The organism is Achromobacter sp. NFACC18-2 (assembly GCF_900108985.1).
In the GTDB taxonomy this organism is placed as follows: Bacteria; Pseudomonadota; Gammaproteobacteria; order Burkholderiales; family Burkholderiaceae_B; genus Achromobacter.
Genome location: NZ_FNYM01000005.1, coordinates 56486 through 70876 on the forward strand (window position 1 = coordinate 56486; position 14391 = coordinate 70876).

The following is a 14391-nucleotide window of genomic DNA, read 5'->3' on the forward strand; positions in this document are numbered from 1 at the left end:
AGGCCGGCGCGATACCCAGAGTGTTGCAGCGGCCGTGCAGATTGCCTGCACGGCCGGGCGATCAGCCTGCGATCTGCACGCCGATCCAGAACAGGCCGGCGGCCAGCAGCATGGACGCGGGCAGGGTCAGCACCCAGGCCAGCAGGATGTTGCGCACGGTGTTGCCCTGCAGGCCGGTTTTATTGGCGATCATGGTGCCCGCCACGCCCGAGGACAGCACGTGCGTGGTCGATACCGGCAGGCTGAAGACGTTGGCCAGTCCGATGGCGCCCACGGCGGTCAATTGCGCCGACATGCCCTGCGCGTAGGTCATGCCCTGCTTGCCGATCTTTTCGCCCACGGTCAGGACGACGCGGCGCCAGCCCACCATGGTGCCCGCGCCCAGCGCCAGCGCCACGGCCACGATCACCCAGAACGGTGCGTATTCCGTGGTGGCGGTCAGGTCCGCGCGCAGGCGCTGCAGGTCGGCGGCTTCGCGCGCGGGCAGGCCCTCCAGGCGAGCCACCTTCTTGGCCGTATCGTCCAGGCACAGCAGGTAGCGGCGCACGTCGATGCGCTTCTGGGCCGACAGGTCGGCGTAGTTGGCCACGCCGTGCAGGTCGTTCTGCAGCGCCATGATGGTCGGCACCGTCAGGGTCGGATCGCAGCGGAAATTGGCGGGCAGGTCTTCCTGTATGTCGACGCGGCGCAGTGCCAGGTAATCGCCCAGCAGCGCTTCATTGCGCTGATAGAACACCAGCAGGTGGTTGGCGGCGTCGCGGGTGCGTTCGATCTGGTAGGTGGTGCTGTGGGTGTCCAGCACGAAGTTGGCCGGCACGATCCCGATCAGCACCAGCATGATCAGGCCGATACCCTTCTGGCCGTCGTTGGAGCCGTGCACGAAGCTCACGCCCATGGCCGACAGCACCAGCACCAGGCGGTTCCAGAACGGCGGATGCTTTTTGTTGTCGATGGCGCGGCGCTGCTCGGGCGTCTTGTGCATCTTGGACAGGGGCAGCCAGCGCTTGAGCGCCAGCAGGAGCACGCCCGCCACCATGAAGCCGGCGATGGGCGAGGCCACCAGCGACAGGCCGATGTCGATGGCCTTGCCCCAGTTCACTCCGTCCCCCAGGGGCAGATCGGTAATGAGCGCGTTGGCCAGGCCCACGCCCAGGATCGATCCGATCAAGGTGTGCGAGCTGGATGCCGGGATGCCGAAATACCAGGTGCCGAGATTCCAGGCGATGGCGGCGGCCAGCATGGCGAACACCATGGCCAGGCCGCGGCCGGTATCCACGTTGATCAGCAATTCGACGGGGAGCAGATGGACGATGGCGTAGGCGACGCCCACGCCGCCCAGCAGCACGCCCAGGAAGTTGAAGATTCCGGACAGGACCACCGCAAGGTGCGGCGGCATGGCCTTGGTATAGATGACGGTTGCGACGGCGTTTGCCGTGTCGTGAAAGCCGTTGATGAATTCGAAGGCCAGGACGAAGGTCAGGGCCAGCACGAGGCTGAGGCCGACCCAAAGGTCTAGGCCATGGAAGAGGTCGAACATGGGGAAGGGGGCGAGGTTCCGGCGAGAGGCCCCGATTATTGCAGATTTGTGACCTGTCCCTGAATGACCAGGCCCTTATTCAGAACTTCGAATACTGGAATTCGATCTCCATGGGCTTACCCAGATTGGCGGAGGTGTCCGCCTGGATCATCATCACGGCCAGCAGGCCCAGATACAGCAGGCAGAGCCAGAGCGTTCTTTTCATGGGCGGAACTCCTCGGCGATCCTCTGGTTGACGCGCAGCCAGCCCAGTTCGCCCAGGTGCTGGACGTCGCGCAGCGTGCCCACCTCGAAGGGGGCGTCGTACATGTCCATGCAGCGCATGGCGTAGCGCTGGCACAGGTCGGCCACCTGTCGCTGGATGGGCTCGAAGCGGTCCAGATCCTTGAACACCATGGGATGCAGCGGCTGCATCACGAAGAGCGCCTCGACCCCGTGCTGGTGCAGCAGCGCCATCAGGGCGGCGAGCTCGCGAAGCTCATCGCGGCCGGTCAGCGGCTGGGGCTGGTAGGCGGTCTTGCCGCCCTCGGGGATGGCGCGCAGGTACTTGTTGAAGAACTCGTCGCGCACCGCATAGCGGTTGTCCTGCATGAGCGCCTGTTCGGCCGCCTGCGCCTCGCCCGCCAGCGCGTCCCAGTCCACCACGCGGGCGGCGGCCGGCGGGCCCTCGCGCTCCGGTTCGGGGGCGGGCGCGGCGTGGGCCGGCGCCCACAGGCTTGCAAGCCGTTGGCGAAACACATACGCCTGCTCGGCCGCCATGGACCAGAAGACCCCGGCGTCGGCCTTCGCATCCAGCCATCGCAGGACTTCAGCCCGGCCTTCCGGCTGGCGCATCAGGCGCGGCAGCAGCGGGTTGGCATGCTCCTTGAACTCGTCCGGTCCCAGCCCGCCGACGCCGTCGAACCAACCGGGCGACAGCATCACGACCACGCGCGACGCCGGCGACAGGTCATCGGCCAGCGCGGCCAGCACGAACTGCATGCCCAGGGACTGAAAACCCGAATGGCCGTAGGCCAGCACGGGCATTTGCAGTTCGTCGGCCAGGTAGCGGTACGGCACGAAGCGCAGATCGTTGCTGGTGAGTTCGGACGACCCCAGGATCACGAGACGGTCGCCCGTGCGCAGCGCCTGGCTCAGGCGCGACAGGTTGCGGGTCTGCTCGTCCAGCGTGTTGCCCAGATTGGGGATATAGATGCCTGGCGCGGCGGCGGGCACCGCCTCTGTCTTCAGGGCCAGCAGGTGCACGGCCGCCCAGCCGGCGGCCGCGGCAACGGACAGGGCCAGCGCCGCGGCGAGCGCATGCTGCCCGAGAGTGCGTTTGAACATGGGAAATCCGATAGTGCGCCGCGCCACGAACGGGGCGGGATTGTTAGCGGATGTTATCCAGCGTCCCCGGCCCGAACAAGCGCGGGAAACCCTCGGCGGCGCGCCGATTCCCCTTTTTGCCACACCCGGCAGGGGGGAAGGGCGGACGTGCCCGGTCAAGGAATGCGATAGCATCGATGTCGCGCGCCCGCCCGGTGCCCGGCAGGGCATCCAGGCAGGTATCCCACGACCGACCGCGCCGCCCGCCGCCGCCGCCGCGGCGTTTCATCGCCAGAACCTCATTCTTTCGCCATGACCGACATTGCCCGTATCGTCCGCAGCCATCCCGATGAACTGATCGTCGGCCTGGTGTCCATTTCCGATCGCGCCTCCACCGGCGCCTACCAGGATCAGGGACTGCCCGCGCTGCGCGAGTGGCTGGGCGGCGCGCTGGTCTCGCCCTGGCAGGCGGTGGACCGGCTGATTCCCGACGAGCCCGCGCGCATCTCCGACACCCTGATCGAACTGGTCGACCGCTGCGGCTGCGATCTCGTCCTGACCACCGGCGGCACCGGCCCGGCCCGGCGCGACGTCACGCCCGAGGCGACCCTGGCCGTCGGCACCAAGGAAATGCCGGGCTTTGGCGAGCAGATGCGCCAGATCAGCCTGCGCTTCGTGCCCACGGCCATCCTGTCGCGGCAGGTGGCCGTCATCCGCGAAACGGACGGCCATGCGGCCCTGATCGTGAACCTTCCCGGCCAGCCCAAGTCCATTCGCGAGACCCTCGAAGGGCTGAAAGGGGACGACGGCGCCGTGCTGGTGCCGGGCATCTTCGCCGCCATTCCCTATTGCATCGACCTCATCGGCGGTCCCTACGCCGAGACCCGTCCCGAGGTCATCGCGGCCTTCCGTCCGAAGTCCGCCCGCCGCCCTGAAAAGGCGTGAACCCCGGCTTGAACCCCGCGCCGGCGGCCGGTCCCCGCCCGGGGGCGGCAAGGACCGTGCGGTATAGTTGGCCGCCCCGATCAACCCCTATTGACCAAGAGTTCCCATCGTCATGAAGGTTCGTACCATTCTGTCCCTCGCCGCCCTGGCCGCCCTGTCGGCCTGCGCCAACGTCAAGGACGTGCGCGACCGCGAGCCCGTCTTCTACGGTTCCACCCAGCGCACTCCCGAGGATTACACGCAATGCGTGGCGCAAGCCTGGAAGGGCCTGGGCGTGGACTTCGAGCAGAAGCCGGTGCGCAACGGCTACGAGCTCATCCTGCACGGCAGCCTGGGCGTCGAAGCCGTCCTGACGACCACGCACTGGAAGGGCAAGACCGAGGCGCGTCTGTCCACGCGCATCGCGCGCCGCGACCAGTCCATCATCGAACCGGCCAACCTGTGCCGTTGAGCGCCATCATCCACCGGCGCGACCTCCTGCGCACCGGCCTGGCGGCGGCAGCCCTGTGCCTGGGGTGGCCCGCACGGGGGCAGGCGGCCGCGGGCTACATCAGCCGCAAGCTCGACGCGCGCGTGCCCGGCGGCGTGGCGGTGCTGGGCCTGGGCGACGCCGAAAGCGCGCCAGAGGTCACGTATCTGGACCGGCGCGTGCTGGTGGTGCGGGAAGAAGGCAAACAGTGGATCGCCGTGGTCGGCATCCCGCTCAGCGTGAAGCCGGGCCAGGAGCACATCCAGGTCAAGGATGCCGCCGGCCAGCGCAAGGTGGCCTTCACGGTGGGCGCCAAGGAATACGTGGCGCAGCACATCACCCTGAAGAACCGCCGCCAGGTCGACCCGAATCCCGACGATCTGAAGCGCATCGAGCGTGAACTGGCCGAGCAGCTCGCCGCCTACGCCCGCTATCGCGCGGGCGTCACGCCGAGCAACCTGCTGCTGGACCGTCCGGTCGACGGCGGGCGGCTGTCCAGCCCCTTCGGCCTGCGCCGCTTTTTCAATGGCCAGGAGCGCAACCCGCATTCAGGGCTGGATTTCGCCGTGCCCGCGGGCACGCCGATCAAGGCGCCGGCGGCCGGCGTGGTCGTGCTGGTGGGGGATTATTTCTTCAACGGCAAGACCGTGTTCCTGGATCATGGCCAGGGCCTGGTCAGCATGTTCTGCCACATGTCGGCCATCGACGTGAAGGTGGGCGACGAGGTGCCGCGCGGCGGGGTGGTGGGCAAGGTGGGCGCGACCGGGCGGGCGACCGGCCCGCATCTGCACTGGAATGTCAGCCTGAACGATGCGCGCATCGATCCGGCGATCTTCATCGGCGCGTTCAAGCCCTGACGGGCAGGCAGGACAGAGGCCGGACGGGTCGGACAGGATGGGCGCGTCAGGCCTGGTTGGCTTGATTGGCCTGTTTGGCCTGCATCGCAATGCGGTTCAGCACGTACTGGTGCATGCGCTCGGCATACTCCATCTGCTGCCGCACGTTGCGCTGCTCGGCTTCCTGGTCATCCAGGCAATTGTCGTACTTGGTCTTGGCGTCGGCGTAGGTCAGGCCGGTATTGCGCAGGCTGTTGATGAATGCCTCGCGCGATTGGCGCAGCAGGCGCAGGCCTTCCTCGCCCTTCGCGAAACGTCTGCGCGCCAGGGCAAGCTGGTCTGCGGCGGCTTGCAATTCTTCTTTCAGGTCCATCGTGCTTCGTGCGTATCCGACCCGGCGTTGCGCCAGGCGGGGAGCGCCATTCTTTCATGAACGCGCGTTCCACGCATTACGGCAGTTCGCGAGCCGGGCTTAATGACTCGCGGAAAAGAGAGCCGGGCGCCGGCGTGAAGCCGGCCCGGGCAGCCGGATCAGCGGCGGTACTGCTGGGGACGGTGCGGCGCGGGAGCGCGTTCGTCCTTGTGGCGGAAGTTGATGCGGCCCTTGGTCAGGTCATACGGCGACATTTCCAGGGTGACGCGGTCGCCCGCCAGGATGCGGATGCGGTGCTTGCGGATGCGGCCCGACGCGTAGGCGCCGACTTCGATGCCGTTGTCCAGTTTGACGCGGTAGCGGCTATCGGGCAGCACTTCGTCAACGATGCCATCCAATTCGATGAGTTCTTCTTTAGCCATGCTCTACTCCTTGATCAAAACGCGCAGCCATGCCTGCGGCATGACCCGCCGCCCAAGGCGGCAAGCGCGTCGGACTCGGATAAACCGGTCCAGCGGTTTGAACGTAAAAAACGTCCGGGCAAGCGTGGGTATGGCCACGGCATCCGGGTGGATGTCTGAAATGGCGGATACTCGCGCCCCGAGGTAAGTGCGCGCGATGCGCGCGTAGGTCGCGGCGTTGGTGCTGCGGGCACCTTTGCCGGAAGAAGCGGGGTTGCAGCGTCTGCGGCAATGCTTGGCGCCACGCGGATTGCGGCGGCGCGTTGGGCTGTGACGGGGGTCGCCCAAAGGAAAAACCGGATGCAGTCTGCGGCGCTGACGCTCATTCAATAGCGCCCTTGTGTGGGCGCTACAGGTTGGCACGCAGAATGACCGAAGTCCGGTTTTTGCGGAAAAATCACGGACTTATGTTACTGCAAAGCTGGCCATTTAGCCAGTTTTTATGCTTGGTTCGGCCATGATAGTTGTGCTTGAACGACTCTAGCGGTGCGGTATGCGGCGCTGGTAGTCGGCCTCCCAGGCCGCGTTGGCGGACCAGAAGGGGCCGGGCTCGCGTCCGGCCAGCCGGGCGGCCAGCACGTTCAGATGGGTATGCCAGCCGCCAGCGACGTCCACCATGTCGTCGCGGCTGGCCAGCTTGCGATGGGTCAGCACCAGCAGCGCGCCGTCGTCCTCCTGCGAGACCTCGAAAATCACTTCGGACGGCGATCCGGCCGATCCGCCCCAGGTGTAGCCCAGCAGGTGGGGCGGTTCGCAGCGCGTGATCAGGCCCTGGGTCGTGAGCCCTTCTTCAAAGGGCTTGTAGGCCTCGGGCGTCGGTTCGCGCACGGAAGACAGGTCTGCATGCAGGAACCGCAGGGTCACGCCGCCGCCCTCGATCAGCTCCATGTCCCCGGATGCCAGCCACCGGCCGCGTTTGTCGGATTCCGTCAGCCAGGCCCACACCTCCTGCGCGCTGGCGGGCAGCCGGCGCGTGAAACGCAATGTGGTCGGATCCAGTACGACGCCATAGTCGTTCATGTCGATCTCCTGTGAAGTCCGCCGCCCAACGCGGGTCTTACCTGCCGTGCGAAAAGGTCAGGGGCGGGATTTGCGGGTCGTGGTCCGGCGCGCTTTCCATGGCGCCCTCGTGCTGGGGCAGCGCGTCGGTGATGTCGTACCACGGCGCTTTGCTCGACACGTGATAGTGCGCTTCGGGTTTGACGCCCGGGTCGTCGTCCAGGGCCCCCAGCGGCAGGCCGTAGATATCCGGGGTCTGGTCGAACCGGCTGAGCAAGGGCGAGCCGCAGGCCTCGCAGAAGCCGCGGTAGCAACCGGGCGACGAGGCGTACCAGGTGATGTGGTTCTCGCCCCGCGTCCAGGCGAAGTCCTTGGCCTGCACCGTCGCGCGGCTGCGGAAAGCCGCGCCGTGCGACTTGCGGCACATGATGCAATGGCAGTTGAGTGCGTGGGTGAGCGGGCCGGTGATCTCGTAGGCAACGCGGCCGCACAGGCAGGAACCTTTGATCATGATGGGCGTCGGGTAAGTGGGCAATAAGTCCAATATACCCGCGCGCCGCCTCAATCGGGCCGCTGCAGCCCCTGGAATGCCGGCAATGCCAGCAGCCCCGCCAGCCGCGCGGCGTGGATGTCGGCATCCGACACGGCCGGCCGCGGCATCAGGAAGTTGACGGTGCCCAGGCACCGGCCGCCATCCACCACCGGCACGTTGATCACCGACTGCAACCCCAATTTCCGAATCGCGTCGTGATCGTCGAAGAATTCGCGGATCGCGTCCTCGCCCTGCCCGACGAAGACCTGCTGCTCCAGCAGGACGTGCCGGCCCCATGCCGTGCCCGTCTTGTCCTTGCTGCCCCCAGGCGGATAGGCTTGCGGGTTCGAGCTGTACAGGCGGACCACGCGCATGGCCTGGGCATCGTAGCGGTTGACGGTGCACAGGGTGTGCGCGAGGCGCAGGCGGATGTAGTCGTCGATGGCCTGCAAGGCGGCCTCGGGATCGCCAGTCGCGTAGGCGCGGGAGATGGCCTGTACGCCGGCCAGCTCCGCGCTGGGGGAAGCATTCGTCATTCCGCCGTGATTCCCAGTTCTTTGATCAGCTTGCCGTACTTGTCCGCATCGCGCGCCAGGATCTGGCCAAACTGATCCGGCGTGGTTTCGGTCAGCAGCACGCCCATGTCCCCCATTTTCTTGACCACCTCGGGCCGCTTCAGGATCAGATTGATCTCGCGGTTCAGACGGGCGGTCAATTCAGGCGGCATGCCGGCCGGGCCGAACGCGCCATACCAGACCGACAGTTCATAGCCGGGGAGGGTTTCGGCCACGGTGGGCACGTTGGGCAGCAGCGGCGAGCGCTTGTCTTCGGTGACGGCCAGCAGCTTGAGCTTGTCGGACTGCACGTGCGGCAGCGTCTGCGTCCCGGCGCTGAACAACACCTGCGTGCGGCCAGCCACCGTGTCCAGCACCGCGGGCGCGCCGCCGCGGTAGGGGATGTGCATCATCTTCACCCCAGCGGCCTTTTCAAACAGCACCGCGCTCAGGTGATTGGTCGAGCCCTGGCCCGCCGAGGCGTAGGCCACCGTGTCGGGATTGGCCTTTACGTAGGCGATGAATTCCTTCACGTTCGAGGCTGGTACCGACGGGTGCACCACCATGGTGTTGGTGACGAGGGCCAGCTCGGCGATGGGCGTGAAATCCTTCACGCCGTCGAACGGCATGTTGGGGTAGAGCGCCTGGTTCATCGTGTGCGTGCTCATCGACCCGACCAGCAGCGTGTAGCCGTCCGGCTTGGCGCGCGCGACGAACGCCGTGCCGATGTTGCCGGACGCGCCCGAGCGGTTTTCCACGATGACCGGCTGGCCCAGCGATTGGGTCAGGCCTTCCGACAGGACGCGCGCCAGGATGTCGGTGGAGCCGCCCGCGGCCCACGGCACGACCAGCGTAATGGGCTTTTCGGGCCAGGCGGCGTGGGAGATCGCGGGCGCGGCCATGGCCAGTCCCAGCGCGAACGTGCGCAGCAGTCGTTTGAATTGCAGTTTCATGGTGCGGTTACCCCTTGCGTAGTGTCCGGCTTCTCAGAGCCGGTCGGATGGAAATCGATTCAGCGGCCGACGGCATATCCCTGCATCCCGCGCGGATTGGCCGCCGCGCGCAGCAGCAGCCCGCCGCCCTCGGCCGGCTCGCGGGTACAGGCGCTGATGCGGCCTTCGGACCAATCCGGTCCGACCTTGACGTCGTGGCCGGCGGCGCGCAGCGCGTCCAGGGTGGCGGCGGGCATGCGCGACTCCACGGTCAGGCGGTTCAGCGTCTGCGAGCGCGGCCAGAACGAACCCGGGAAGTGATCGATGTGCCAGGAAGGCGCGTCGATCGCCTCCTGCAGGTTCATGCCCATTGCGTGGCGCAGGAAGAACGCGACGGTCCATTGGTCCTGCTGGTCGCCGCCGGGCGTGCCGAAGGCCATGTAGGGCAGCCCGTCGCGCAGCGCCAGGCCGGGCGACAGCGTCGTGCAGGGCCGCTTGCCGGGCTGCAGGCGTCCGGGGACGTCCTCGTCCAGCCAGGTCATCTGCAGCCGGGTCGTGAGCGAAAAGCCCAGCGCGGGCACCACCGGACTGGACGACAGCCAGCCGCCCGAAGGTGTGGCCGCCACCATGTTGCCGTCGCGGTCGATGACGTCGATCTGGCAGGTGTCGCCCACGAACAGCTCGCGCGCGGCCCATTCGGTCACGGGCGGCAACGCGGCGAAGGTCGGCTCGCCCACGCCGTAGCGGGTATCGGAGGCGGCCAGGGTGCGGATCGCCGCGTCCAGGTCGGGCAGGCGCGGCGTCAGGCCACCCGGGCTGCCGGGCTGCAGCGCGGCCGAGGCGCGCTCTCCGATGCTGGCGGCGCGCGCCCGCGCATACGTGTCGCTGAGCAGGGCCTCGATCGGCACCTGCACGAAATCCGGGTCGCCGTACCACGCGGTGCGGTCCGCGAAGGCCAGCTTGGCCGCCTCGGCCACGCGATGCACGAACTGCGGGGACAGCGGATCCAGCCCGCCGACGTCCAGGTGGCGCAGCAGCGCGAGCTGTTGCAGGTGCACCGGACCTTGCGACCACACGCCGCATTTGGCGACGGTGTAGCGGCCATATTGGGTGGTGAGCGGTTCGTCGTAGGCGGCGCGCCAATCGGCAAGATCGGATTTGCGCAGCAGGCCGCGATTGCGCTGCCCGGTCGTGTCCAGCACGGCCTGGTTCGTGTAGTAGTCGTCGATCGCATCGGCGACGAAGCCGCGATACCAGACGTCCAGCGCCGCATCGATGCGGCCGCGCCGGTCGGTGCCGGCGGCGTGCGCCTCGTCCAGGATGCGGGCGTAGGTGGCCGCGATGGCCGGCGTGCGGAACAACGCGTCCGGGGCGGGCACGCGCCCGCCGGGCAGCCAGACCTGGCCCGAACTCGTCCACTCGTCGCGGAACAGCGCCTGCACGGCAAGAATGGCCTGCGAAATGCGCGGCACCAGCGGAAAGCCGTTGCGCGCGTAGTCGATGGCCGGCCGCAGCACGTCGGCCAGCTCCCACGTGCCATAGTCGCGCAGCAGGGTCAGCCAGGCGCCGAACGCGCCAGGCACGGTGGCGGGCAGCAGGCCGATCCCGGGCACCAGATCCAGTCCCAGCCCGCGGAAGTAATCGGGCGTCGCCAGCGCGGGCGCCGGGCCCTGTCCGCACAGCGCGCGCATGCGCTGTTCGCGCTCGCTCCAGAACAGGATGGGCACTTCGCCGCCGGGTCCGTTCAGGTGCGGTTCCACGATCTGCAGCACGAAGCCGCCGGCCACGGCGGCATCGTAGGCATTGCCGCCGCGCTCAAGCACGCTCATGGCCACTTGCGACGCCAGCCAGTGCGTGGACGAGACCACGCCGTAGGTGCCGCGAATTTCGGGTCGGGTGGTAAATGAGGGAGTCATCGGGCGTATCCGGACGGCGGGGAGATGCCTGCAGTATAGGATCCTGAAATAACTGGTTTTATCTTTATTGGCATAATCCGATAACTGAATGGTTATTCGGAGCATGCCATGACCTGGGACGCAGTCCGGCTCGTCAACCGCCTGAAGCCCCGGCATCTGACGCTGCTGGTCAACATCGACCGCCACCGATCGCTGACGCGCGTGGCGGCCGCAACCGGCATCAGCCAGCCGGCGGTGACCAAGGCGCTCGCCGAGCTGGAGGACATCTTTGGCGCGCCCCTGTTCCAGCGCACCGGCAGCGGCCTGCAGCCCACTTTGCTCGGGAACCTGGCGCTGGTGCGGGCAAGGCACCTGCTCAGCGACCTGGACCTGTGGGCGCGCGAGGTCGAGGCGCTGCATGCCGGCCATTCCGCCCACCTGCAGGTAGGCGTGGTGCCCTACGTGTCCAGTGCCTTGCTGACCGCCGCCATCAGCAGCCTGCATCAGCGTCATGGCGTGACCCTGAGCCTGCACCGCGCCACCACGGATCACCTGGTGCCGATGCTGCGCCACCATGAGCTGGACTGCATCATCAGCCGGGCCACATCCACGGTGACGCACGAGGATCTGATCCATCGCGTGCTGTATCGCCAGCGCCCGCGCCTGATCGCGCATGGCCGCCTGGCCCAGCGGCTGGCCCGGCGCCAGCCGGACTGGGCCGCCGTGGCCGCCATGGACTGGGTGTTGCCCGCGGCCAATACGCCGACGCGGCAACTGATCGTGGAGCATTTCATCCGCGCGGAGCTGCAACCGCCGTCGCCGGTGCTGGAAGCCTATTCGACGGACGTGATCGAAGGGATCCTCACCATGAACGACACGCTGATTTCGGTGGTGCCCGAAGACATCGCGCGCGAGCTGTGCCAGCGCGGCAGGCTGGGCATGGTGCCCTGGGATTTCGGCTGGGAGCTGCCGCCGATCAACCTGATCCGGCGCAGGCGGGACCAGGCCCTGGCGGCAGAGGAGCGGTTTTCGGAGATTCTGCTGGGTCTTTGCGGCGACGCGGCCGCGCCCTGGCGCCAGGGCGAGGCGGGCGCACCGTGAGGCGGGCGCCCGCCTGGCGCGACCTGCGCATGTCCTAGGCGCAAAAACGTCGCGTGCCCCCAAAGACGCGGGAGCCTGCATCTGGTTAAATGGCTGAAAGGCCAGACGGCCTAGGGCGAGCCATGGCCTTTTCCGGCTCGCCATGACAAATCACGGAGCCCCAGATGGCACGATTCAATTTCACCCAGGACCTCGAAGAACCCGATCTGTGGGCGGCGGAAAACGTCCCCGCAGGAGAGGGCCGGCCGCCCATCCACGTCATGATCCAGACCGATGGCGAAGAGCCCGGCGGCGACGCCTCCAAGGTGGTCAAGGCCATCATCGACGACCTGGACGAACAGATCCTGGCCGCCGCCGAATTCCTGCTCGACAACTATTCGTATGAGCACTACAAGAAGCTGGGCATCGAAGACGACCAGCTCCTGGCCGAGGAAACCGCCGAAGCCATGGCGGAAAAGGCCGTGCTGCGCGCCCTGTGGCTGTTCGATGAAGACGGCGACGGCTATGAACTCTGGTTCACGCTGCCCTGGGATCCGGTGCACACCTACGACGTTGAGTTCGAGGACGGTTCGCCCGTGTCGTGCTCGGTCAACGACTAGCGGCCGCGACGTCGGCAAGGCGTCAGGGCGTCAGCTCGTACTTTGTCGACATCGCCTGCCCCAGCGATTCGTCATACCGGTAGCGCACGTTCAGCGGCTTGCCTCGCTGGATCCTGCGGGCCGGCACGTTCTCCAGCGCCACATCGACATCCTTGCCCACGAACTGCGAGCAGTCGGTGTCGGCGCGCTCGCCGTCCGGGATCTCGGCGGCTTTCACTTTCAGCTTGAACAACACCTGGACCAGTTCCGAGCCATCGGTGCGGAATTGCCGGAAGGTGGTGGGCAGGGTGGCGACGGTGCCGTGCAGGTCGCAGGAGACGAGTGTCCATGCGTGCGCGGCAGGCATGGCGGCAAAGACGCCGCCGGCAAGCGCGGCGGCGGCCGCCGCGGTGCGAAAGGGCGGTAGGTTCATGGCGTGCGGGCCGGGCGTGGCGCCCATGCGCGCCGCGCCGGTACTTGTCGGAAGGGGCCTTTATGTTGCGCCCGCTCCCCGCGCCGGGTCAAGCTGGCGCGCACCATGAAAAATCGGGCCCTTGTGGCCCGATTTTTCATGCGTTCTGGGTGGCGGCCGCGCCCGTCTGCGGGGCGTCTTCGGCGGCCTGCGCGGGCAGGTCCTCCTCATTGCCTTCAAGCTTGGCGATCACGGCCGTGGCCAGGCTGTTGCCGACCACGTTCGTGGCGGTGCGGCCCATGTCGAAGAACTGGTCGATGCCCATGATCAGCAGCAGGCCGGCTTCCGGCAGATGGAACATCGGCAGCGTCGCCGCCACCACGACCAGCGACGCGCGCGCCACGCCGGCCATGCCTTTGCTGGTCACCATCAGCACCAGCAGCAGGGTGAGCTGCTGCGTGAAGCTCATCTCGATGTTGTAGGCCTGGGCGATGAACAGCACCGCGAAGGACTGGTACATCATCGAGCCGTCCAGGTTGAACGAGTAGCCCAGCGGCAGCACGAATCCCGAAATGCGCTTGGACACCCCGAAACGCGCCAGCGCCTCGATGGTCTTGGGATACGCCGATTCGCTGCTCGCGGTCGAGAACGCCAGCAGGGTCGGTTCCTTGATCAGGCCGCCTAGGCGGAAGGTGGACTTGCCCAGGAACAGGTAGCCGACGCCGAACAGGACCGCCCACAGCAGGGCCAGGCCCAGGTAGAACTCCCCGATCAGCTTGCCGTAGCTGACCAGCACGCCCAGGCCTTCGGTGGTGATGGCGGCGGCCATGGCGGCGAATACGCCCAGCGGCGCGAAGCGCATCACATAGTCAGTCACGCGGAACATGATCTTGGCCAGCTCGTCGATCATGTTGTAGATCGTGTTGTGGCCCTTGCCGCGGATGAAGGAGAGCGCCGCGCCGAAGAACAGCGAGAACACCAGGATCTGCAGGATCTCGTTGTTCGCCATGGCTTCGGCGATGCTCTTGGGAAACACGTGCGCGATGAAGGCCTTGAGCGTGAAATCGCCCGTCTTCAGTCCCGAGGTCAGGCCCGCGTCGGGGATCGCCAGGTTCATGTGCGCGCCGGGCTGGAAGATGTTGACCAGCGCCAGGCCCAGCAACAGGGAGATCGCGGAGGCGGCGATGAACCAGATCATGGCGCGCATGCCGATGCGGCCCACGGCGCTGGCATCGCTCATGCTGGCCAGTCCGGTCACCAGGGTGGCGAACACGAGGGGCGCAATGATCATCTTGATCATGCGCAGGAAGATGTCGGTGACGAGGCTGAAGTACGAGGCGATGTGCGCCGCCTCCTGCTGGTTCTGCGCGAACTTGTTGCAGAAGTAGCCCACCACGATGCCCAGCACCATGGCGATGCCGATATAACGCGTCAGCTTCTTTGTGTTCATGTTCAAAACGGG

The 14391-nt window shown here is 67.0% G+C and carries 17 protein-coding genes; 5 read left to right on the forward strand and 12 right to left on the reverse strand.

All coding sequences use genetic code 11. The features are described 5' to 3' along the window. Window positions 1-61: 61 nt before the first annotated feature. From BMW75_RS09030 to BMW75_RS09035, 3 genes are all read right to left on the reverse strand, one after another. Window positions 62-1537 carry an inorganic phosphate transporter gene (locus BMW75_RS09030; protein ID WP_092578726.1) on the reverse strand — a complete coding sequence of 492 codons (1476 nt, stop codon included), beginning with the start codon at window positions 1535-1537 and terminating at the stop codon, window positions 62-64. A gap of 79 nt (window positions 1538-1616) precedes the next feature. Further along, entirely contained in the window at window positions 1617-1742 is a 126-nt protein-coding gene (locus BMW75_RS29850; protein WP_256381719.1) for a hypothetical protein, read from the reverse strand. Continuing rightward, window positions 1739-2863 carry a D-alanyl-lipoteichoic acid biosynthesis protein DltD gene (locus BMW75_RS09035; protein ID WP_092578728.1) on the reverse strand — a complete coding sequence of 375 codons (1125 nt, stop codon included), beginning with the start codon at window positions 2861-2863 and terminating at the stop codon, window positions 1739-1741. The genes BMW75_RS29850 and BMW75_RS09035 overlap by 4 nt, the downstream gene beginning before the upstream one ends. Before the next feature lie 291 nt (window positions 2864-3154). Between BMW75_RS09035 and mog the strand changes: the two genes are divergently transcribed. From mog to BMW75_RS09050, 3 genes are all read left to right on the forward strand, one after another. After that, complete coding sequence (gene mog, locus BMW75_RS09040; protein ID WP_092578730.1) at window positions 3155-3787, forward strand: molybdopterin adenylyltransferase; 633 nt, start codon at window positions 3155-3157, stop codon at window positions 3785-3787. A 112-nt stretch (window positions 3788-3899) separates the two neighbouring features. After that, complete coding sequence (locus BMW75_RS09045; RefSeq protein WP_092578732.1) at window positions 3900-4238, forward strand: hypothetical protein; 339 nt, start codon at window positions 3900-3902, stop codon at window positions 4236-4238. 38 nt (window positions 4239-4276) lie between these two features. Continuing rightward, the gene (locus tag BMW75_RS09050) at window positions 4277-5113 is read left to right on the forward strand and encodes a peptidoglycan DD-metalloendopeptidase family protein (RefSeq protein ID WP_254791984.1); all 837 of its coding nucleotides are present in this window, start codon (window positions 4277-4279) and stop codon (window positions 5111-5113) included. 46 nt (window positions 5114-5159) lie between these two features. On the opposite strand, the gene BMW75_RS09055 is transcribed toward BMW75_RS09050, so the two are convergent. The 7 genes from BMW75_RS09055 to BMW75_RS09085 form a co-directional block, all read right to left on the reverse strand. Continuing rightward, window positions 5160-5465, reverse strand: a complete 306-nt coding sequence (locus tag BMW75_RS09055; RefSeq protein ID WP_092578734.1) for a hypothetical protein — start codon at window positions 5463-5465, stop codon at window positions 5160-5162. Window positions 5466-5623: 158 nt separating this feature from the next. Then, window positions 5624-5887 (reverse strand): translation initiation factor IF-1, encoded by a 264-nt coding sequence (gene infA, locus BMW75_RS09060; protein WP_006221179.1) that lies wholly within the window; start codon window positions 5885-5887, stop codon window positions 5624-5626. 519 nt (window positions 5888-6406) lie between these two features. Further along, entirely contained in the window at window positions 6407-6946 is a 540-nt protein-coding gene (locus tag BMW75_RS09065) for an SRPBCC family protein (protein WP_092578736.1), read from the reverse strand. Between the two features lie 37 nt (window positions 6947-6983). Beyond that, a complete protein-coding gene (locus BMW75_RS09070) occupies window positions 6984-7436 on the reverse strand; it encodes a GFA family protein (protein ID WP_092578738.1) in 453 nt (150 codons plus the stop codon). 50 nt (window positions 7437-7486) lie between these two features. Next, on the reverse strand, window positions 7487-7993 hold the full coding sequence (locus BMW75_RS09075) for a GAF domain-containing protein (RefSeq protein WP_092578740.1): 507 nt from the start codon (window positions 7991-7993) through the stop codon (window positions 7487-7489). Further along, window positions 7990-8964 carry a Bug family tripartite tricarboxylate transporter substrate binding protein gene (locus BMW75_RS09080; RefSeq protein ID WP_076516005.1) on the reverse strand — a complete coding sequence of 325 codons (975 nt, stop codon included), beginning with the start codon at window positions 8962-8964 and terminating at the stop codon, window positions 7990-7992. Before BMW75_RS09080 ends, BMW75_RS09075 begins: the two co-directional genes overlap by 4 nt. A gap of 59 nt (window positions 8965-9023) precedes the next feature. Then, window positions 9024-10859, reverse strand: a complete 1836-nt coding sequence (locus BMW75_RS09085; protein WP_092578742.1) for a gamma-glutamyltransferase family protein — start codon at window positions 10857-10859, stop codon at window positions 9024-9026. A gap of 108 nt (window positions 10860-10967) precedes the next feature. Between BMW75_RS09085 and BMW75_RS09090 the strand changes: the two genes are divergently transcribed. Beyond that, a complete protein-coding gene (locus tag BMW75_RS09090) occupies window positions 10968-11939 on the forward strand; it encodes a LysR family transcriptional regulator (RefSeq protein WP_076516001.1) in 972 nt (323 codons plus the stop codon). 164 nt (window positions 11940-12103) lie between these two features. Then, window positions 12104-12538, forward strand: a complete 435-nt coding sequence (locus BMW75_RS09095; protein WP_076515999.1) for a hypothetical protein — start codon at window positions 12104-12106, stop codon at window positions 12536-12538. 22 nt (window positions 12539-12560) lie between these two features. On the opposite strand, the gene BMW75_RS09100 is transcribed toward BMW75_RS09095, so the two are convergent. Beyond that, window positions 12561-12950: a hypothetical protein gene (locus BMW75_RS09100; protein WP_076521761.1), complete on the reverse strand. Its 390-nt coding sequence runs from the start codon at window positions 12948-12950 to the stop codon at window positions 12561-12563. Between the two features lie 136 nt (window positions 12951-13086). After that, window positions 13087-14379, reverse strand: coding sequence for a dicarboxylate/amino acid:cation symporter (locus tag BMW75_RS09105; protein ID WP_092578744.1), 1293 nt, complete (start codon window positions 14377-14379; stop codon window positions 13087-13089). Between the last annotated feature and the right edge of the window lie 12 nt (window positions 14380-14391).